Source organism: Senegalia massiliensis (assembly GCF_900626135.1).
Lineage (GTDB): Bacteria > Bacillota > Clostridia > Tissierellales > SIT17 > Anaeromonas > Anaeromonas massiliensis.
Genome location: NZ_LR130786.1, coordinates 304,837 through 327,828 on the forward strand (window position 1 = coordinate 304,837; position 22,992 = coordinate 327,828).

The 22,992-nt window shown below is 28.0% G+C and carries 18 protein-coding genes; 3 read left to right on the forward strand and 15 right to left on the reverse strand.

What is annotated here, in order from left to right; all coding sequences use genetic code 11:
* Positions 1-28 precede the first annotated feature (28 nt).
* The 7 genes from pyk to E0D94_RS11405 form a co-directional block, all read right to left on the reverse strand.
* Entirely contained in the window at positions 29-1,786 is a 1,758-nt protein-coding gene (gene pyk / locus E0D94_RS11375) for a pyruvate kinase (protein WP_130807684.1), read from the reverse strand.
* A 16-nt stretch (positions 1,787-1,802) separates the two neighbouring features.
* Complete coding sequence (pfkA, locus tag E0D94_RS11380; protein ID WP_130807685.1) at positions 1,803-2,762, reverse strand: 6-phosphofructokinase; 960 nt, start codon at positions 2,760-2,762, stop codon at positions 1,803-1,805.
* An 86-nt stretch (positions 2,763-2,848) separates the two neighbouring features.
* A complete protein-coding gene (locus E0D94_RS11385; protein ID WP_130807686.1) occupies positions 2,849-3,040 on the reverse strand; it encodes a hypothetical protein in 192 nt (63 codons plus the stop codon).
* Between the two features lie 125 nt (positions 3,041-3,165).
* Positions 3,166-6,621, reverse strand: a complete 3,456-nt coding sequence (locus tag E0D94_RS11390; RefSeq protein ID WP_130807687.1) for a DNA polymerase III subunit alpha — start codon at positions 6,619-6,621, stop codon at positions 3,166-3,168.
* 80 nt (positions 6,622-6,701) lie between these two features.
* On the reverse strand, positions 6,702-6,974 hold the full coding sequence (locus E0D94_RS11395) for an HPr family phosphocarrier protein (RefSeq protein ID WP_130807688.1): 273 nt from the start codon (positions 6,972-6,974) through the stop codon (positions 6,702-6,704).
* A 1-nt stretch (position 6,975) separates the two neighbouring features.
* Positions 6,976-7,935, reverse strand: coding sequence for a DNA-binding protein WhiA (whiA, locus tag E0D94_RS11400; RefSeq protein WP_130807689.1), 960 nt, complete (start codon positions 7,933-7,935; stop codon positions 6,976-6,978).
* A gap of 10 nt (positions 7,936-7,945) precedes the next feature.
* Positions 7,946-8,362, reverse strand: a complete 417-nt coding sequence (locus E0D94_RS11405) for an NUDIX hydrolase (protein WP_130807690.1) — start codon at positions 8,360-8,362, stop codon at positions 7,946-7,948.
* A gap of 167 nt (positions 8,363-8,529) precedes the next feature.
* Here E0D94_RS11405 and E0D94_RS11410 point away from each other — a divergent pair, with 167 nt between their 5' ends.
* Positions 8,530-9,570, forward strand: a complete 1,041-nt coding sequence (locus tag E0D94_RS11410; RefSeq protein WP_130807691.1) for a M42 family metallopeptidase — start codon at positions 8,530-8,532, stop codon at positions 9,568-9,570.
* Between the two features lie 27 nt (positions 9,571-9,597).
* On the opposite strand, the gene E0D94_RS11415 is transcribed toward E0D94_RS11410, so the two are convergent.
* From E0D94_RS11415 to E0D94_RS11450, 8 genes are all read right to left on the reverse strand, one after another.
* Positions 9,598-10,977: a tryptophanase gene (locus tag E0D94_RS11415; RefSeq protein WP_130807692.1), complete on the reverse strand. Its 1,380-nt coding sequence runs from the start codon at positions 10,975-10,977 to the stop codon at positions 9,598-9,600.
* Between the two features lie 65 nt (positions 10,978-11,042).
* The gene (locus E0D94_RS11420; RefSeq protein ID WP_130807693.1) at positions 11,043-12,716 is read right to left on the reverse strand and encodes a sensor histidine kinase; all 1,674 of its coding nucleotides are present in this window, start codon (positions 12,714-12,716) and stop codon (positions 11,043-11,045) included.
* A gap of 99 nt (positions 12,717-12,815) precedes the next feature.
* Positions 12,816-14,126 (reverse strand): gluconeogenesis factor YvcK family protein, encoded by a 1,311-nt coding sequence (locus E0D94_RS11425; RefSeq protein ID WP_130807694.1) that lies wholly within the window; start codon positions 14,124-14,126, stop codon positions 12,816-12,818.
* 11 nt (positions 14,127-14,137) lie between these two features.
* The gene (gene rapZ, locus E0D94_RS11430) at positions 14,138-14,995 is read right to left on the reverse strand and encodes an RNase adapter RapZ (protein WP_130807695.1); all 858 of its coding nucleotides are present in this window, start codon (positions 14,993-14,995) and stop codon (positions 14,138-14,140) included.
* A 12-nt stretch (positions 14,996-15,007) separates the two neighbouring features.
* The gene (gene murB, locus E0D94_RS11435; protein ID WP_207289761.1) at positions 15,008-15,895 is read right to left on the reverse strand and encodes a UDP-N-acetylmuramate dehydrogenase; all 888 of its coding nucleotides are present in this window, start codon (positions 15,893-15,895) and stop codon (positions 15,008-15,010) included.
* Between the two features lie 184 nt (positions 15,896-16,079).
* The gene (gene ftcD / locus E0D94_RS11440; RefSeq protein WP_130807696.1) at positions 16,080-17,015 is read right to left on the reverse strand and encodes a glutamate formimidoyltransferase; all 936 of its coding nucleotides are present in this window, start codon (positions 17,013-17,015) and stop codon (positions 16,080-16,082) included.
* 117 nt (positions 17,016-17,132) lie between these two features.
* Entirely contained in the window at positions 17,133-18,608 is a 1,476-nt protein-coding gene (locus tag E0D94_RS11445) for a YjiH family protein (RefSeq protein WP_130807697.1), read from the reverse strand.
* Positions 18,609-18,932: 324 nt separating this feature from the next.
* Complete coding sequence (locus E0D94_RS11450) at positions 18,933-20,324, reverse strand: sigma-54 interaction domain-containing protein (RefSeq protein ID WP_130807698.1); 1,392 nt, start codon at positions 20,322-20,324, stop codon at positions 18,933-18,935.
* Between the two features lie 281 nt (positions 20,325-20,605).
* On the opposite strand from E0D94_RS11450, the gene E0D94_RS11455 reads away from it, so the two are divergent.
* Positions 20,606-22,285 carry a formate--tetrahydrofolate ligase gene (locus tag E0D94_RS11455; RefSeq protein ID WP_130807699.1) on the forward strand — a complete coding sequence of 560 codons (1,680 nt, stop codon included), beginning with the start codon at positions 20,606-20,608 and terminating at the stop codon, positions 22,283-22,285.
* Positions 22,286-22,319: 34 nt separating this feature from the next.
* The gene (locus tag E0D94_RS11460) at positions 22,320-22,943 is read left to right on the forward strand and encodes a cyclodeaminase/cyclohydrolase family protein (RefSeq protein WP_130807700.1); all 624 of its coding nucleotides are present in this window, start codon (positions 22,320-22,322) and stop codon (positions 22,941-22,943) included.
* Positions 22,944-22,992 lie beyond the last annotated feature (49 nt).

Sequence of the window (22,992 nt, forward strand, 5' to 3'; positions counted from 1 at the left end):
ATGTCGAGGTATTAACCTCGACATTTTATTATAATATTCTTGCTTTTCCTCTATATATAAATCCTCTTATACTATCTACTGTTATAAGTTCTCCATCTTTAAGTTCTTCTAAAGCATTTTCTACTCCTACAATTACTGGTTTTTCTATATTAAGACCAACTACTGCTGCATGAGATGTAAGTCCACCTTTTTCAGTTATAATAGCAGATGATTTCTCCATATATGGAACTATATCTCTATCAGTATTTATTGCTACTAATATATCTCCTTCTTTAAACTTTCTTTCTGCATCTTCCTTGTTCTTTACAATACATACATTACCAACTGCACTTCTATCTCCTATTCCTGTACCTTTCAATATAACCTCTCCTACCGTATGAACTTTAAGTAAATTTGTAGAACCTGCTTTTCCTACAGGCACACCTGCTGTTATTACTACTAAGTCTCCGTTATGAATATATTCATTTTCTAATGCTGTTGAAACTGATTCATCTATTATATCATCTGTGTTAAGAGATTCTTTTGAGATAAGTGAATGTATCCCCCATACTAAATTCAGCTTTCTTCTAACCTTTTCTGATGTTGTAACTGCTATAACAGGTGCTGCAGGTCTAAATTTTGATACTGCCCGTGCAGTATATCCAGTACTTGTAGCTGTTATAATAGCTTGAGCTTCTAAATCTTCTGCAGTAGTACAAGTAGCATGACTTATAGCATTTGTAATACTTATTTCTTGTAGTTTTATATTTGAACTTAATATTCCTTCATAATCTATAGAGCCTTCTGTTTTAATAGCAATATTTTTCATAGTCTCTACTGCTTCTATAGGATATTTTCCAGCAGCTGTTTCACCTGATAACATTATAGCATCAGTTCCATCTAATATTGCATTTGCTACATCTGTAACTTCTGCTCTTGTAGGACGAGGATTTCTCATCATAGAATCTAACATTTGTGTTGCAGTTATTACAGGTTTTCCTGCTAAATTACATTTTTTAATCATCATCTTTTGTACTAATGGCACTTCTTCTGCTGGAATTTCTACACCTAAGTCTCCACGTGCTACCATTATTCCATCAGATACTTCAAGTATTCTATCTATATTATCTACGCCTTCTTGATTTTCAATTTTTGATATAATTTCAATATCTTCTGCACCATTCTGTTCTAATATTTCTCTTATTGCTAATACATCTGATGCTTTTCTAATAAATGAAGCTGCTATAAAATCTATTCCGTTTCTTATTCCAAATTCTATATCTTCTTTATCCTTTTGTGTTATAGCAGGTAAATTAATTTTTACTCCAGGTACATTAACACCCTTTTTATTTTTAACTTCTCCTCCATTTAACACTCTACATTTTATATCAGTTTGATTTATTATATCTATTACTTCTAATTCAATTAATCCATCATCTATTAATATTTTATCTCCATTTGTAATATCTTTTGGAAGGTGTTTATATGTTATAGAACCAATATGTTCATCACCTAATATGTCTCTAGTTGTTATAATATATTCCTGATCATCTTTTAATATTATACTTCCATTTTTAAAATCTCTTGTTCTTATTTCTGGACCTTTAGTATCAAGCATGATTGCTATAGGTAAATTCAGCTTTTCTCTTACCTTTTTTGTTAAATCCATTCTATTTTTATGTTCATTATGATTACCATGAGAAAAATTCTGCCTTGCCACATTTAATCCATTTTTAATAAGCTGCGTTAATACTTCCTCATCATCAGTTGATGGCCCTAATGTACATACTATCTTAGTCCTTTTCATCATCTCACTCCTCATATTAAATAGACAATATTTTAGTTAACTTATACATTTCTTGATCTAAATCACGCTCATATCCTAATGCCTCATCAGTATTCATACTCATTATCTTATTATCTTTTATACCCACAACCTTACAAGTTTCACCTGCTAAAAGTAAATTAACTGCTTCAGCTCCCATTTGACTTGCAAGTATTCTATCTCTAGCTGTTGGACTTCCACCTCTTTGAATATGACCTAAAATTGTCACTCTAGTTTCTATTCCTGTTTTTTCTTCAATTTCTTCTCCTAATTGATTTGCATTACCTACTCCTTCAGCTATCATTATGATGCTATGTAGCTTTCCTCTATTTTTCCCTTGTAATAGTTTTTTACAAACATTATCAACCTCATAACCAACTTCTGGCACTATAATAGATTCAGCACCTCCTGCAAGTCCAGAATATAATGCTATATCTCCACAATGTCTACCCATAACTTCAATAATATTAGCTCTTCCATGTGATGTAGAAGTATCTCTAATTTTACTAACAGCATCTAAAACTGTGTTTACTGCAGTATCAAATCCAATTGTATAATCAGTATAACCTAAGTCATTATCAATAGTTCCTGGTATTCCAACTGTAGGAAGACCTAACTCATTCAATTTTTGAGCACCTCTAAATGAGCCATCTCCTCCTATGACTATTAATCCATCAATACCAAACACTTCTAAAACATTCAATGCTTTTTTTCTACCCTCTTCTGTTTTAAATTCTTCTGAGCGAGCAGTTCTAAGTTTAGTCCCACCTCTGTGAATAATATCTGCAACGCTTGACAATTGCATTTCTTTAATATTACCGTTTATTAGACCATTATATCCTTGTTCTATACCTAATACTCGAACTCCATTATATATAGCAGTCCTTACTACAGCCCTTATTGCTGCATTCATTCCTGGAGCATCTCCTCCACTTGTTAAAACTCCTATTGTTTTCATATTCATCCTCCTTACTTTTTAACCATTATGGACAAAATTCGTCCCATTACAGATAAAAATTAATAAATTTTATTTCATTTTATTTTTCAATATCCTAAATCAATTATTGCATTGTAAACATCATTTGCTTCAAATTCAGGTGTCATTATTTGATAATTTTCTATATCTCCATCCTTTACAAATAACTTTAGCTTTATTAAAAATCCTTCTTGAATAAGCTTTTCTTTTAATTCAATAGCTGTTTTCTCACCTTCAATTATATGAACTGCTGTCCACATGATTTACCTCCAAAAACACGTTTTTATATTCTACTTTGTTATTATACCATAAATTTTTTTATAATAAAGGATGTATCAAACTTCAAATAGAATTTTAATTCTATTTGAAGTTTGAATTTATATAATCATTTCAATTTAATTGAATTTTCCCCTAATATGCTCTTTAATTTCTCTACTAATCCTTTATTATTAATATTTACCCAAAACTCACTTGTTGCTCTCACAGTTTTTTTATCTTTTTCAAAATAAACATACACTGGAGTTTCACCTCTATAATAAGATAATATTTTTTTAATGTCATTTAATATATCATTGTCTTTATCTTTTGAGATTTTAAGGTACAATTTTTCATTTTTACTTTTCTTAAGTGGTGTTATAGAACTACAAATTATTTTTACTTCTCCTTCGTCTTCAATATTAAGTTTACCTTCTACTTTTACTATTTTATCTTCTTCTATAAACTTTTGATATCTATCATAAACCTTAGGGAATATTATAAGTTCTATTGTACCAAATAAATCCTCTAAAGTTGCAAATGCCATCATATTATTGTTTTTTGTTATTTTATTTTTCTTTGAAATTATTATACCACCAATTTTTATTTGTTTTTCATTTTTTCCACTACTACCATCTAATTCTAAAAGTTCTGCTGTACTCAAAGTTGATATATTATTTAAAGTTTCTTCATAAGATGAAAGAGGATGTCCACTAACATATATTCCCATCATTTCTTTCTCCATTGATAATAATGTTTTCTCCGGAAATTCTTTTATATTAGGTAACAAATCTCTCTTTATTTCATTTTGATCTTTTGAACTTGAATTTGAAAACATATTATATTGTCCTTTTATGTTTTTCTTTTTATCTTGTTGAACTCCTTCAAGTACCTTTTCATATACAGCTAAAAGTTGAGCTCTACTCCCTTTTATTGAATCAAATGCCCCTGCTTTTATAAGACTTTCTATAGCTCTTTTGTTTAAAGAATGGGAATCAACTCTGCCACAAAAATCTGTAAGTGAAATGAATTTTCCTTCTTTTTTGCGTGCATTTACTATAGATTCTATCAAAGGTTTCCCAACATTTTTTACTGCTTCTAGTCCAAATCTAACTTTTCCTTTTGTTACTGTAAAGTTTGAAAAACTCTCATTTATATCTGGAGGTAATACTTCTATTCCTAATCTTTTACTTTCTTGAATATATAATGATACACTATTAGTACTTCCCATTACACTTGTAAGTAATGCTGCCATAAATTCTACAGGGTAATAATATTTAAGCCAAGCTGTTTCATAAGCTAAGACTGCATAAGCTGCAGAATGTGATTTATTAAATGCATATTTAGCAAAATCTATCATTTCATCATATATTTTATTAGCCGATTTTTCATCTACTCCATTTCTAATCGCACCTTTTATTTCAATATTACCATTCTCATCTTTTTTTCCATAGATAAAATTTTGTCTTTCTCTTTCCATTACATCCATTTTCTTTTTACCCATAGCTCGGCGAACAATATCTGATCTCCCCATAGAGTAACCGCCTACATCTCTAACAATTTGCATTACCTGTTCTTGATATACCATACATCCATAGGTTACTTTAAGTATTGATTCTAATATTGGATGAGTATATTCAATTTTTTCTGGATGTGTTTTATTCTCTATATACCTAGGAATTTGTCTCATTGGACCTGGTCTAAATAGAGAATTTGCTGCTACAATATTTTCAAACTCAGTTGGCTTTAATTCTTTTAAAAATTGTCTCATTCCAGCACTCTCAAATTGAAATACTCCTAAAGTATTTCCTTTTTGAAACATCCTATAAACATCTTTATCATCATAATTAGAGTTACTAAAGTCTATATTTTTATTATGGATCTTTTTTATCAAATCTTTAGCATCTCTTATTACAGTAAGATTGCGAAGACCTAAAAAATCCATTTTGAGAAGACCTAGCTCTTCAAGTTCTGTCATTGTAAACTGAGTAATAATAGAATCATTATTTCTAGAAAGGGGTACATATTCTGTTACTGCTTTTTTAGAAATTACTACACCAGCAGCATGAGTAGAAGTATGTCTTGGCATTCCCTCAACATCTTTTGCTGTATCAATAAGTTTTTTTACTTTTCTATCACTATTATAAGTCTCTTTTAATTGTTTATTCATTTCTAAGGCTTTGTCAATAGTTATACCTAATTCCATAGGTATTTGTTTTGCTATATAATCCACTTCTGAATATGATATGTCAAGTGCTCTACCTACATCCCTAATAGCACCACGTGCAGCCATAGTTCCAAATGTTACTATTTGAGCTACTCTGCTATCTCCATATTTCCTTACTACATAATCAATAACTTCTTCTCTTCTTTCATAGCAAAAGTCAATATCTATATCTGGCATAGTAACCCTTTCAGGATTTAAAAATCTTTCAAATATTAAATTATATTTAATAGGGTCTATATCTATTATTCCAAGAGTATAACTAACTAAACTTCCTGCTGCAGAACCTCTTCCTGGCCCCACCATGATATTGTTTTCTTTAGCATATCTAATGAAATCCCATACAATTAAAAAGTAGTCAACATATCCCATATCCTTAATAACTTTCATTTCATATTCTAGTCTATTATTTATTTCATCAGTTATGTTATCATATCTTTTTTGTAATCCTTCATAACATAATTTTTCAAAATAGGATTCATTTGTATGCCCTTTAGGAACCTCAAATTCAGGTAAATGAAGTGTTTCAAAATCTAATTCAACATTACACCTTTCTGCTATTTTAACTGTGTTTTCCAATGCTTGTAAATGTTCGGGAAAAACCTCTGACATTTCTTCATATGATTTAAGATAAAATTCTGATGAAGGAAATTTCATTCTATTTTCTTCATCTATAGTTTTACCAGTTTGAATACATAATAATACATCATGAAATTTAGAATCTTTCTTTTCAATATAATGCACATCATTTGTTGCAACTAATTCTATCCCTAACTCTTCGCTTAATTTAAACATACTTTGATTTACTAATTTTTGCTCTTTAATACCATGATCTTGTATTTCTAAGAAATAATTATCTTTACCAAATGTATCTCTATATTGTTTTGCTATTTCCACAGCTTTATCGTAGTTTCCATTTATCAAATTTCTCTGAAGCTCACCACCAAGACAACCACTTAAAACTATAATTCCTTCTTTATATTTTTTTAGGATTTCAAAATCTACTCTAGGTTTATAATAAAACCCATTCACAAATCCTTCTGATACAATTTTAATTAAGTTTCTATATCCAGTATTATTTTCTGCAAGAAGAACAAGATGATATTGACTCTTGTCTTTGTCTCGATCTTTTCTTCTGTAATCTCCTTTAGATATATATACTTCACAACCAATTATAGGTTTTATGTCTCTTTTTTTAGCTTTTTTATAAAAATCAACGACACCATACATTACTCCATGATCAGTTATAGCTACGCTATCCATACCCAGTTGTTCCACTCTATCCATTAATTTATCTAGTCTAGAAGCTCCATCTAAAAGGCTATATTCTGTATGGAGATGTAAATGAGTAAATTTATTCATTATAACCACCTTCATTAATATTAAAAAATAGATAGTATATAACTATCTACTTTATTTTATCATATTTTTTATTTATATATCTAAACATATTCTTGTTCTAATTTATTTAACAATAGATCTTCTAATTCTTCTATTGCTCTTTTTTCATCTTCTCCTTGAGCATATAATTTTATTTCATCTCCTTGACATACTCCAAGAGCCATTATACCCATTATGCTTTTAGCATTAACTTTTCTTCCCTTTTTTTCAACATATATTTTACTTAAAAACTTACTTGCTGTTTGAACAAATAATGCAGCCGGTCTTGCATGTAATCCTATTTTATTCTTTACCACGACTACTTTTACTTCCATTTCAGTTCCTCTCTTTCTGTTTTAAATTTTGAGCGATCTTTTCTATTTTTCTTAATCTATGATTAACACCAGACTTGCCTAAAGGTGTACTTAACATATTTCCTAATTCCTTTAAACTTGCTTCTTTATAATATAATCTTAAATTAGCTAATTCTTGTAGATTAATAGGTAACTTTTCTATACCTATTGTATTTTCTATATATTTTATATTTTCTACTTGTCTAATTGCAGCATTTATAGTTTTACTTAAATTTGCTGTTTCACAATTTACTAATCTATTTATATTATTTCTTATTCCTTTTACAACTCGTATATTCTCTAGTTCTAACAATGAATTATGTGCTTCTATAATATTTAATAAATCTACTATTTGTTCTCCTTCTTTTATATATACTACATAATAGTCTTTTCTAACTACTATTTTTGAATTTAAATCAAATGAATTTATTATACTAGATAAATCCTTTGCAAATTCTTTATTATGAGTAACAAATTCTAAATGATAAGTTTTTTCAGGATCACTTAAAGACCCTCCACCTAAAAAAGCACCTCTAATATATGATCTTTTACAACATTTTTTTCTGATTATATCCTTTGGAACCTTATAACTAATATCTAATAACTTATTCTTATCTTTATCAAATAAACCAGTATCTTTTAAAATATCATTTACACTTTTTGAATCATGAATTATCATTAAATAGTTATTATTTTTTTTCAATTGCTTATTCTTTCTTACCATGACCTCTATCTGTGAATTATAAAGTTTTTTAATTAATGAAAAAATCCTTCTAGCTATGGCAGCGTTTTCAGTAGAAAATTTTATGTTTATATTTCCCCTTCCAGTTAGTTGAATTGTTCCGCTCATTCTTATAAGTGATGCCAGCTCTGCCCTAGCACAACAAGTATTTTCTATATCTAATCTTGATAATCTATTCTTTGTTTTAGATGAAAATGACATTTCCATCCCCCTAATCATTGTTTATTTCATTTATGGCTTTTTTAATTACTTCTTGTTCATCTTCATATTTAGCAAGTTCAGCCACTCTATCTATATGAACAAATCTAGCTTCAATAAAACCTTCTCTTTTTTGAGGATAGCACTCCATACTATTTGTTTTCATTAAAAACCAATGAACTGTTTTCTTGACTAATTCATTATTTGAGTTTCTATTATTTCTAAAACTATAACTAATTTTATCAATATATTTAACTATCTCAGCATGTACACTACCTTCTTCATAAACTTCTCGAATTGCAGCTTGTGATAAATTTTCATTCTCTTCTACCCTACCTTTAGGTAATACCCAATCTCCATTATACTTTTTTAACAACAATATTGCATTGTTAAAAATAACTACGCCTCCTGAGCTAGTTTCACATTTCATATAACCACTCTCCTCTACAAATATAGTCAAGAGAAGTATATTAAATTCAAAATAAAACTTTAATATATTATATCATAATTATTAAAATTAAAAATAGTTGAATTAAATAATAATTATATTATACAATAGTATTATAGTCAAAAAATTCTTAAAAAAGAGGTGTAAATATGAAAATTGATTTAAATTATTCAAAAAACGTCTTAAAAGATTTATTAATAACCCCTAGCCCTACAGGTTATACAAAAAATATAATTAATCATGTAGAAAATGAATTTAATAAATTAGGTATTAACACTCTAATTACAAAAAAAGGAGCTCTAATTGCAACTATTAAAGGTGAGAATGATGAAGAACATAGGACTTTATCTGCCCATGTAGATACTTTAGGTGCTATGGTTAAAGAAATAAAGTCAAATGGAAGACTTAAACTTTCTCAAATTGGAGGTTATGATTGGCATTCTATTGAAGGTGAATATGTTAAACTAATTACATCAGAAGAAAAAGAATATGATGGAACAGTAGTGTTAGATAAAGCTTCTGTTCATGTTCATGGAAGTAAAACTGATAAAAGTGATAGGGATGAAAATTCAATAGAAGTTAGACTAGATGAAAAAGTGAATTCAAAGGAAGATGTTGAAAAATTAGGAATATCTATAGGTGATTTTGTATGTTTTGATACTAGAACTGTAATTACAGATACTAATTTTGTTAAATCAAGACATTTAGATGATAAAGCTGGAGTTGCTATATTACTTTCAATAGCAAAATATATAAAAGATAATAATATAACTCTTAAATATACTACTAATTTCTTTGTAAGTAATTATGAAGAAGTAGGACACGGTTCATCTGCATCAATTCCTGAAAAAACATGTGAGTTCATTGCTATAGATATGGCTGCTGTAGGTGAAGGACAATCATCTAGTGAATATAAAGTTACAATATGTCCAAAAGACTCAAGTGGACCTTATGATTATGAACTTAAAAATAAACTAGTTAATATTTCTAAGGAAAATAATTTAAATTATGCTCTTGATATTTACCCTCACTATGGTTCTGATGCTTCTGCAGCATTAAGAGCAGGATGGGAAATAAGAGCAGGTCTAATAGGACCTGGTGTGGATAGTTCTCATGCTCATGAAAGATGTCATATAGATTCACTTATAAACACAATAAAACTAGGAATACTTTACTTAGAAAATAAATAGAGATGCAATTGCATCTCTATTTTATATTTATTCTATTGGCTTTAATTTAGCTATAAAATGTCTTAATACTTTTGGCTCATAACTAAAAGTATAGCCTTTTAATTGTGTCTTTCTTTTATTTATATTTTTAAATGCCTCTACAATAACATCCATATGATTATTTGTATATACTCTTCTTGGTATAGTAAGCCTTAATAATTCTAAAGGAGACTCTAATTGTTCCCCTGTATCTGGATCTCTTCCTAATAAAAATGAACCAATTTCTACTGCTCGTATACCAGCCTCTTTATATAATTCTACGCATAAAGACTGTGCAGGAAATTCATAATATGGTATATGTGGTAACATCTTTTTAGCATCTACAAATACTGCATGACCTCCTACTGGTTTTTGTATTGGTATTCCTATTTTTTCTAATTCTCTTCCCAAATATTCAACTTGACCTATTCTAGAAGTTAAATAATCTTCTTCTATCACTTCACGTAAACCTCTAGATAAAGCTTCCATATCTCTACCAGACAAACCTCCATAGGTAGGAAAACCTTCTATTGGAATTACATTTTGTCTAACACTTTCAAATAGCTTATCATCATCTTTTATAGCTATCATCCCACCCATATTAACTATTCCATCTTTCTTAGCACTCATAGTAAGTCCTTCACCATATGAGAACATCTCTTTTATTATTTCTTTTATAGATTTATCTTCATAACCTTTTTCTCTTTTCTTTATAAAATATGCATTTTCAGCAAAACGTGCTGAATCAAAAATTATTTTTAATCCATACTTATCTGCTACTTCTTTAACTCTCTTTATATTTTCTATAGATACTGGTTGACCTCCTGCGCTATTACAAGTCACTGTAATTATTATAAATGCACAATTTTCTTTTCCATTTTGCTCTATGAATTGTTCTAATTTTTCTATATCAAAATTCCCTTTAAAGGGATGTTCTATAGCTGTATCATATGCCTCATCTATTACCAGATTAACAGCTCTACCACCTTTTAATTCTATATGAGCTTTTGTAGTATCAAAATGCATATTGCCTAATACATATTGTCCTTTTTCAATCAGTAAGGGAAAGAGAACGTTTTCCGCACCTCTGCCTTGATGTGTGGGTACAAAGTAATTATACCCTATTACATCTTTTATAGTTTCTTTTAAGTTATAATAATTTCTACTTCCTGCATATGATTCATCACCTATCATAAGACCTGACCATTGGTTATCACTCATAGAACCTGTTCCACTATCAGTAAGTAAATCTATAAATATATCTTCACTTCTAAGTCCAAACTGATTATATCCTACGCCTTTAATTTTTTCCTCTCTTTCTTCTTTAGATATAAGTTTTATTGGTTCAACCATTTTAATTTTATATGGTTCTGCCATTTTTTCATACATTTAAATAACCTCCTTTTTATAATATCACCTATTTTTTAATATTCGATAAAAATATTAAAAATCCTTTATTTAATATCAGAAAATTCTATATTTGTTATTTGCTCTATTTCTTTTTGAGTACGTTTTACATATTCTAATTCTTCATCTTCCAATTTTATATTTGGAAAAAATAGTTTAAACTCTGTCCCTTTTCCTAAAATACTATCTACTTTTATTACTCCATTCATCTTTTCCATAAGATTTTTAACTAAATTAAGTCCTAAACCTGTTCCGCTATCTACTCTAGGTAAATTATATTTTATACTATTAAATTTATTAAAAATTTTAGGAATATTTTCTTTTTTTATTCCTACACCAGTATCTTTTACTGATACTACTAAATGTTCTTGATTTTCATATAAATTTACTAATATTTGTCCTCCCTCAGGAGTAAATTTAGTAGCATTTGATAATAAGTTCAGTATTATTCTTTCATATTTATCTATATCTAAGGCTACTATTTTCTCCTCAAATTCAGTATCAAATATAACTTTTATACCTTTACTATCAGTTAAATCTATTATAGAGTTCGTAAGTTCTTCTGTGCAATGAACTATATCATAATTTTTCATATCTAATTCTAAAAATCCAGCTTGAAACTTTTCTATATCTAAAAAATTATTTATAAGTCTAAGTAATCTATATGAATTAATTTTCAACATTTCAATATGACTTATAACATTTCCATTCAATAGTTTTTTATATTTATCAGTAAGTAGCAATTGACTTGCTGAAATTATAATATTTGCAGGTGATCTAAGTTCATGAGAAATCAATGAAAAAAATTTATTTTTCGTATTTAAAAATTCTGATTCCTCTGTTATATCCATTCCTGTTATTACTACGGATTTTATATTTTCATCTTCATCATATATAGGTATACTTGAAAATTTCATGATTTTTTTAGTTCCATTTTGAAAATGAAATTCAGACTTACTCAATGTTTCAAAATTCTTCTCTCTAATATTATCTATAGTATGATTGATTACATCATATCTCTGTGATTTTTCTATGTCATAAAGTGATACTCCATATAAATCATCTCTCTTAATATCTACTCCTGTAACTCCATCAATTAAATTAATTGATGGAGTATTAATATATTGTATCTTCAAACTAGGATAACTAACTATCATTAAGGCCATGTTGAAATTTTCCATAACAGCCATAAATAATTTTTCTCTTTTTTGAACTTTTTGTTTTAAAAATTCGGAATATTCTATTTTATTTTTGCTTCTTAAGTGTTTTTCTAAGCTGCTTTTTATATGTAATAAAGATTCGTGATATTTAAAACTTTCTTTTTTATTAATCAAAATAATAGTTAAAATAGCTAATAAATTATCTTTCTTATCATTTAGTGGTACAGATATCTCTATATATTTATTATTATTAATTATAGAATCCTCACTATTCGAGAAAACTTCACCTGTAGAATTAATTCCCATAAATTTGTTTTGCCAACATACACCTTCTACTAAATTACTATAATCTAATTCATTTAAATGTTCTTTAGAGCCCCACTGTTTTAATAAGTAACAATTTTTATCAAAAAAATTTATACTTATATCATCACTTTGTTGATTGATAATTAACAATTCTATATAAGGAGATATTATATTTAAAATATCTTTGTGCTCTTTTATAGACTTGTTATATTTTTCATTTGTATATTTAAATATACTCCTAGTCGTGCTACTCATGCTATCCCACCTTTTTCTCTATTATATATAATATTATACAAATATTAAGAAAATCCTTCTTTTTTTAAATATATAGTAAAAAAATATCAAAAAGGGATATTAGTTCTTACTAATATCCCTTTTTGATATTAAAAAGTTTAAAATCTTAGACTTATACTTAGGAACAAGCTCTACTATTATTCGACTGAGTTCAATTGCATCATGTCTAATATATTCATTTTTTATATCTATTAAATTATCTTCTATAATATTAATATTATTATCCTTTAGAAATTTTTTATCTTCATTTGATAACAATACAGGCTCTGAGCCATCAAATGAGTATTTTTCAAATATCTCCAAAGGTAATTTTTCATTATTTACTATTACATGGTCTATTATATCTTTACTAGAATGTTTCAATATAGCAGATACATGATCTTTTACTGAAAATTTATCTGTTTCTCCAGGTTGGGTCATTACATTTGTAATGTATACTTTATCTGCACTAGATTTCTCTAATTCCTCAACTATACCTTTAACCATTAAATTAGGTATTACACTAGTATATAGACTTCCTGGTCCAAGTAATATTATGTCTGCTCTTTTTATCTCTTCTATTGTTTCATCAAGTGGAAATGTTTCTTCAGGTTTTAAAAATACAGAATCTATTTTACTATTTACTTTCCCATTAATAAGAGGTATATTAGATTCTCCCTTTACAATTTTTCCGTTTTCAAGTTTAGCAAACAATGTTACATCTTCTAATGTCATCGGAAGAACTTTTCCCGATACTGCTAAAACATTTGACATTTCTTTTATTGCAAGTTCAAAGTTATCATATATACCATTCATTGCTGCTATAAATAGGTTACCAAAACTTTGTCCTTTCAAATTACCTTCAGTAAATCTGTATTGAATGAGTTTTTCCATAGTAGGTTCTGTATCTGCAAGTGCTAATATACAACTTCTAATATCACCTGGTGGAAGCATTCCTAAATCGGAACGTAAAACACCAGATCCTCCTCCATCATCTGCAACTGTGACTACAGCCGTTATATTAGATGTATGATTTTTAAGTCCTCTTAATAATACAGATAATCCTGTACCGCCACCTAAAATTACAACCCTTGGTCCTTTATCTAATACTTTTTTCTTGTTTAACATTCCTGTAACTGAATTTCTACTTATATCAACTTCATATTTATGCTGATTTACTATAGTCAAAATTATTGTAAGTACATTTCTAAGAGCAAAAAATGTAATTACAACTCCAAACACGACCATGATTATATACATGTAATTATTACTTATTATTAAATCTATATATTTATATATTGGAGATATTCCAAATGATAATAATATTACTCCTATTATGCAAAGAAGAATCCATCTTTTTATTCCAGATTTTACACTATATTTTTTTTTCATAATTTTATCTACTACTCTATTTCACTATCTCTATGATTAATTATAGTTTTATAATTATTGTTTTTTAAATATCTATATAATTCATTTGCAATAGTTACGGATCTATGTTTTCCACCAGTACATCCTATAGCTATTACCAATTGGGATTTGCCTTCTTTTGCATAATAAGGTATTAAGAAAGTAGTCATATCAATTAATTTTTTTAGAAATTCTTTAGATTGAGAGTAATTCATCACATAATTTCTTACATCTTTATTATTTCCAGTAAAATCTCTAAGTTCATCTATATAATGTGGATTAGGTAAAAACCTTACATCAAATACTAAATCTGAATCAAGTGGTATTCCATGTTTAAATCCAAATGATATAACAGATATATTAAAATTATCTTTCTTTTCACCTTCCATAAATATCTTTTTAATTTTTTCTTGAAGATTTTTAATAGACAAATTTGTAGTATCTATTAAATAGTCAGATTTTGTTCTAATATTTTCTAATATTTTTCGTTCTTTTTCAATACCTATAGTAATTTGTCCATTTGGAGAAAGGGGATGTGGTCTTCGATGTTCTTTATATCTTTTTATTAGTACATCATCTTCTGCATCTAAAAACATTATTTTATAATTATATCCATAATCTTTTAGCTTTGATAAATTATCAAATAAATCATCAAAAAACTCTCCACCTCTTATATCAACTACAAGAGCAACTTTTTTCACATGGTTAACTGTTTGATAACATAATTCAGCAAATTTAGGAAGTAAAGAAGGTGGTAAATTATCCATACAATAAAATCCTAAATCCTCCATCACTTTAATAGCTTGACTTTTACCAGCTCCAGATAATCCAGTAACTATAACAAATTCCATATAATATCACTCCTATTCTTCCCCTACAATTAAAACTTCTCTTTCTAGTAATATTCCATGTTTATCTTTTACTGTTTTTTGTACTACTTTTATTAAATTTAGTATATCCTCACATGTAGCATTACCCCTATTCACAACAAATCCACAATGCTTTTCAGATACTTGAGCATCTTTATATCTTATACCACGAAGTCCTGATACATCTATAAGTCTTCCAGCATAATCACCTTCTGGTCTTTTAAATGTACTTCCTGCACTAGGAAGTTCTAGAGGTTGTTTAGAGTTCCTTCTTTGAGTATAATCATCCATTTCTGCTTTTATTTTGTCATATTCGCCTTCTTTAAATATCATTTCCACTTCTACAACAATAAGTTTTTCCTCATGTATTCTAGAATGTCTATACCCAAAATGCATCTCATCTTTATTATAATTTTTAATATTTCCATATTCATCAACACATTTCACATTAGTTATAACATCTTTTAATTCTGTTCCATATGCACCTGCATTCATAGTAACTCCTCCTCCTATAGAACCAGGTATGCCACTAGCACCTTCTAATCCTGTAAGTGAATGTTTAAGAGCTTCCTTGGAAACTCTTGATACCTTTGCACCAGCTTGTGCTATTATTCTATTTCCATCTACTTTTATATCATTTAAATTATCATCTATTTTTATTACAAGGCCCCTTATTCCCTTATCTCTAACTAAAAGATTAGTCCCATTACCAAGTACAAAAAATTCAATATTATTTTCATTACAAAATTTAATTAATTCTTGAACTTGTTCTATATTATTTGGATATGCTACTATATCGGCTGGACCTCCAATCTTAAAGTATGTATGTTCCTTCATACTAACGCATTTTTCAAATTTAATATTCGTAAATTTATTATTCAATTTTTCATAAAATTTATCAATACCCAATAATATCAGCTCCTAAAAATATTTAAATGTATTTTATATACATACCCTATTATTGTATCATAAAATTTATGAATTTATTTTAAAACTATATTAAAAATTAGAAAATAAAAAAGTTCTAGGAGAGAATATCATCTCCTAAAACCTTTTATAATTTATGCTATATTAAATGTTGTTCTAAAATTTGTTCTTTTTCAAAACCTTGTAAACCTAAATAAAATTCTAAACTATTCAATAAATAGTCTAATTTAACAGGGCCAATTAATTCTGAACCTGTAACTCTTACTCCATATCTTTCTGCTTCTCTTTTAACAAAATCAAAAGCTCTGTATATTGGTGTCTGGCTACAATCAAATAAATTCATTGAAACTACTACTCCATCTCTTTCTGGAAATTTAATTCCAACTGACCTTATTGTAGAAAATCCACCACTTGGTCCCCTTAATGCTCTAGATATCTTTTTAGCTATACTTACATCTTCTGTATCTAAGAATATATTATATGCAGTTAACCCTTCCATTTCTGCTGAAACAATTGTTGCACCTAATTTATCTGATAATAATCCATCTTTACTTAAATCAGGTTTTCTATTTTCAAATTCTTCCTCTCTCTCTGGATCATCTTTTGTTCTTTTTAATAAATTTCTTAACCCTTCATATTGACCTTTTCTTATATATGATATGCTTTTTCTATCTTCATTCCTTGCATTTTCTGCAGCAAAATATATTGGAACCCCATGTTTTTCATGTAATTCTTCACCAATTTCTTTTGCAATTTTAATACATTCTTCTAATTCTACATTCATTAAAGGGAATAAAGGTATTGTATCTTGAGCTCCTATTCTAGGATGAGTACCTTTTTGTTGTCTCATATCAATTAACTCATATGATTTACTAGCCATATCAAGTAATGCTTCTTTTAATGGTTCTGGTTCTCCTATTATAGTAAGTACTGTTCTATTAAAATCATGTTCTGGTTCACATGTAACTAATTTTACCCCTTCTTTTGTTCTAATAGTATCAGCTATTTTATTTATAACATCCTCATCTCTACCATTACTAAAGTTTGGTACTGCTAAAATATATTTTTTTGACATTAATTATTGCCCCTTTCTTTAAATTATTTATAAAATCTAAATCAATTTTCTTCCAAAAATAATGCATAATTATTCATTGTAAACCTTTATTTTAAACTTTGTTTACAATGTTGTTTACTAAAAGAATAAATGCATAAAAATTGCTGCAAATGGCATTGCTAAAAAAGTTCTTTCGACAAATACTATCATTAACTCTTTAAATTTTACTGGAAGTCCTGTAGTCATTATAACAACTACTGATTCAGCTAAAAATATAATTTGAACCATTGATACAGTAGTTACAAAATATCTTGTTTTAACACTTAATTCTGCTACCTGATCAGCTATAGTAAGTACTGGTATAAACATCTCAGTAATACCTGCTGGAAGTGCTGCAGCTGCAACCATAGCATCTGGAACCCCAAGTATTTTTACTAGTGGTAAAAATATATAACCTAAATAATCAAATATAGGAGTATATTCTGCAACTATCATACCAATGATACCAATAGAGCATAATAGTGTTATAACTTTAGGCAAAACTGGAAATGCATTTTTTATACTTTCAAATATTCTCTTTGGCATATTATTTGAAGTATAAGCTCTTTTTGTAGCTCTATCTACTCCTGTAGTAATCATTTGAGTCCCAAATTTGATTTTAGCTTCTTTTCTTTCCTCAGCTGTTTGAATTCTACCATTATAAAATATATCTCTTTTTTTTGATATAGGAGGTATTCTACCTATTATTGCTGCTAAAATAAATGCTATTAAAAATGAAGAGAAATAAGTGATTACAAAATATTGTCCTATTCCTGCTGTTTCCATTACAAGAAGTGCATATCCAACACTTACCGCACTAAAACAAGTGGCAACAATTGCTGATTCTTGTTCTGTATAAGTACTGCTTTTATACATTCTTCCAGTTATTATAATTCCCATAGTCGTAGACCCAACAAATGATGCAACTGCATCTACTGCTGATTTACCTGGTGTTTTAAAAAATGGTCTCATAAGAGGTTCAAGTAGTACACCAAAAAAATCTATTGCTCCATAATCAGTTAAGAAAGGAATGAAAAATGCACCTACTGGTATAATTGCTGCAACCCCTATAACTACCCCTGGAATAACCATTTCACCAGTGGAAGCACCTACTATTATATCTGGAGCATCATATATGCCTATTGCTTCTAAAAAATAAAGAGTTATAAATAACCCACCTGCTAAATATAAAAATGGATGAATTATGGAATCCTTTTCATAATAGTTATACATCTTACTACCTTTTTTAGAAAAGAATTTTCCTATAAAACTTGTAATTCCAGTAACTGAAAGTATTATTGTACATATTAGTAAAGACCCCACTTGAACTCCATTAATAACTATTAATCTATCGAGTAAATCAATAAGTCCATTATAGATAGTTCCAAACAAAATGCTACCATCAATGGGAATAAAAAATACAAGTATTGCTATTGAAGAAATTATTAAAAATTTTATTAACGAACTAGTATAATCTGACTTATTTAATGATATGGAATCTAGAACACGAGGATCATTTAAATCTAATTGATTAATATCATAATCTAGTTCTTCACTTAAATTGATTTTTTCCAAAAAATCATCTCCTTTTTAATTTCAACATTTCAACGATAACGTTTTCATCTTTACTAAAATACTAGTTATATTATAGCCGGCTAAGTTATATACAGTATCTTAAGCTTTGATTAGTGTTTCATTAAAATATCAATTAAATCATTTCAGATTACACATATATAACTAGCAATATGTATGCCAAAATAATTAAACTTTAATATTTTCGATAAAAATGTTCAAATTAAGTCATTATATAATAAACTTCGGTAAATCATTTTTCTAAAAAAATATAATTTTCAAATAATAAACAGGAAAAAATTCTTGTATACAAGAATTTTTTCCTGTTTATCTGTAACTTATCTCTATATTTAATCGTTTTGCTTTTTTTCTTATGGTACTTTCTTCTAATCCTGTGTGTAAACTTAATTCATGAATATCTTTAGATTGTTTCATGTATGTTTTTAACAACTTTTTCTCATATTCATATACATTTTCTTTAAATGTTGTATCATTACTTAAAGACATACAATTACTTTCACCTATATCTCCAGTAAATATATCACTTTCTAAAATCAAATCATTTTCAGATAAAACTACTAATCTCTCTATTTCATTTTCTAATTCTCTTATATTTCCTGGCCATTTATAGTTTAAAAGTGTTTTTTTAGCTTTTACAGAAATATTTTTATTAAAATTATACTTCTTATTATATTTCTTTATGAAATAGTCTATAAGAGGTATAATATCATCCTTTCTTTCTCTTAAAGATGGAATCTTCACCTTAATTACCTTTAATCTATAATAAAGATCTTCCCTAAAGGTTCCCTCTTCAACCATGTTAAATAAATTTCTGTTTGTAGCAGCTATTATTCTTATATCTGTCTTTATATTCTTATTTCCTCCTACTTTTTGAAATACTTTATCCTGTATTACTCCCAAAATTTTTACTTGTAATTTAAGAGGTAATTCTCCTATTTCATCTAAAAATAAAGTACCCTTATCAGCCATTTGAATTAAACCAGCTTTTCCTTCTTTTCTAGCTCCAGTAAAAGATCCAGATTCATATCCAAATAATTCAGATTCTATAAGTGTTTCTGAAAGAGTCGAACAGTCCACTTTAACAAAAGGTCCTTCTTTACGTTCGCTATTATTGTGAATATAGCTACTTAATACGCCTTTGCCTACTCCAGATTCTCCTTCAATTAATATATTAGAATCTACTTTTGCAGCCCTCAATGCTAACATAAGAATCTTTTTCATTTGTTGACTTTTAGAAATAATCAAATTATCTTTTAATTCTAATTTGTTTAATATGTTTAATTCATTTTTTATCTTTTTATTTATATCTTTAAGTTCATTATATTTAAATCTTAACTCTTCAATTTTTGTCATATCAACTATATTCATAACTACCATATACAACTCTTCATCTAAGAATATAGGTACCCCAGTAGTATATATATATTTCCCATTAACAGTTTGACTTTTGGAAACTTGCTTTTTTTTGTTGATTACTTCTATAGCAATTGATTCAGAATATATTCCCTCTTGTACTAAGTCATTCATGTTCTTCCCTATTATCCATTCTTTTGAGTTTCCTTCAATTTCTTCACATATTTTATTATAAAATATTGTATTCCCTTTAGAATCTATGATATGTATACCAATATTTAATGAGTCAAAAATTTCTTTGAATATATTTGTATTTAAAAACTCTCTTATAGTTTTTTGTTCCATTTTTTCACTCCTGAGATTAGATATTTTCAGACTAAATTTTACAAATTATCTGATTTAAATATATCATAATTTTACAATTTTTAAAACTTAACCATAATTTATTTCAAGAAAAATAAAAAAGTCAAAGCCATATATTATTGTAATTTGAGAGCTTTTATTTAATAAAAAAATATGTTTGTTTACTTATTGTCATGAATATTTATGAAAAATTCTGTACATTTCAACAATTATTTTGTATAATAGAAATCGTAGAATTCAAAATAGAAAGGTTGGGATATTTAATGAGTAAAGTACCAAGTGATATCGATATTGCAAAAGATGCAAACATAAAGCCAATATTTGAAATAGCTAATAAAGTTGGCTTAGATGAAGACGATTTAGAACTTTATGGTAAGTACAAGGCAAAGGTTTCCCTAGATGTTTTAGAAAGATATGAAGATAAAGCAGATGGAAAATTAGTATTAGTTACTGCTATAAATCCAACTCCGGCAGGAGAAGGTAAAACTACTACAAATATAGGACTTTCTATGGGGCTTAATAAAATTGGTAAAAAAGCTATAACCGCATTAAGAGAACCTTCATTAGGTCCTTCTTTTGGTATAAAAGGTGGAGCAGCTGGTGGAGGATATTCTCAAGTAATCCCAATGGAAGATATAAACCTTCACTTTACAGGTGATATTCATGCAATTACATCAGCACACAATTTATTATCAGCATTATTAGATAACCACATACATCAAGGTAATGAATTAAATATAGATACTAGAAACATAACTTGGAAAAGAGTATTAGATATGAATGATAGAGCTCTTAGAAATATAGTTGTAAGACTTGGAGGAAAGACTCAAGAGGTTCCAAGAGAAGATGGCTTTGATATTACAGTAGCATCTGAAATAATGGCTATATTATGTCTTGCAACAAGTTTAAAAGATTTAAAAGAAAGATTAGGTAAAATGATAGTAGCATATACTTATGATAAAAAAGCGGTTACATGTGATGATCTTAAAGCAACAGGAGCATTATCAATATTGTTAAAAGATGCAATTAAACCTAATTTAGTTCAAACTTTAGAAAACACACCTGCATTAATACATGGTGGACCATTTGCAAATATAGCACATGGTTGTAATAGTGTAATGGCAACTAAATTAGCACTTAAATTAGGAGATTATACAGTTACAGAAGCAGGATTTGGAGCAGACTTAGGAGCAGAGAAGTTCTTTAATATTAAATCTAGATATGCTAATTTACAACCTGATTGTGCAGTAGTAGTAGCAACAGTAAGAGCACTTAAAAATCATGGTGGAGTTAAAAAGACTGATTTAAATGAAGAAAACTTAAAAGCATTAGAAGATGGCTATGAAAACCTAAAAAAACATGTTGAAAATGTAAAGAAATTCAATGTACCAGCAGTAGTAGCTATAAATAAATTCCCTACAGACACAGAAAAAGAAATAGAATTATTATTTGAGAAATGTAAATTAGATGGAATAGAAGTTGTATTATCAGATGTATGGGCTAAAGGTGGAGAAGGTGGAATAGATTTAGCTAAAAAAGTAGTAGAAGTAGTAGAAAAAGGAGAAGCTAATTTTAGTCCATTATATAATGAAAATGAATCTATTAAAGATAAAATAAAGAGAATAGCAACAGAAATATATGGAGCAGAAGGAGTAGAATATACTAAGGGTTGTGAAAAACAAATAAAAGAAATAGAAGCATTAGGATATGATAAACTACCAATTTGTATGGCTAAAACTCCATTATCATTATCTGATGATCCAACATTAAAAGGTAGACCAGAAGGATTTAAAATTACAGTTAGACAAATAAGGGTATCTAATGGAGCAGGTTTCTTAGTTGCACTTACAGGTAATGTAATGACAATGCCAGGGCTTCCTAAAACACCTGCAGCAAATAATATGTATCTTTCTGATGAGGGAGAAATTAGCGGATTATTCTAATTTATAAATATTAAAATAAGGGAGAGATAAATTTATGTTTCAAGATTTAACAGTAAAAAAATTCACAGACATACTATCTTCAAATGAACCTATGCCAGGTGGTGGAAGTGTAGCAGCTTTATCTGGTGCTTTATCTGTAAGTTTACTTGAAATGGTTACAAACCTTACAATAGGTAAAAAGAAATATGCTGAAGCTGAAGAAGAAATGAAAGAAATAAAGAAGATAGCAGAAAATATGAAATCTAAATTTCTAAATGATATAACTAGAGATTCAGACTCATATAAAGAAGTTGATGACGCTTTTGGTTTACCAAAAAGTACAGATGAAGAAAAGAAAAAAAGAAAAGAAGCTATACAAGAAGGACTTAAAAGTGCTGCAAAAGTTCCTTTGGAAGTTGCTAAAGATGCATATAAAATATTTGACTATGCAGAAAAAGTAGTAGAAAAAGGTAATCAATCAGCAGTAACAGATGGTTTAATAGCAACAATGATGGCAAGGAATGCAGTTATAGGTGCTATGTATAATGTTAAAATCAATCTTTTATCTATTAAAGATGAAGAGTTTGTAAAAGAATATGAAAAAGAAATGGAAAAGTTATCAGATGTAAATGAAAGAGAACAAAAAATATTAGCTAAATCTGATATTAAGGTAGTTTAAAAATATAATAAAAAACGTAGATTCTACTAGAATCTACGTTTTTTTATTT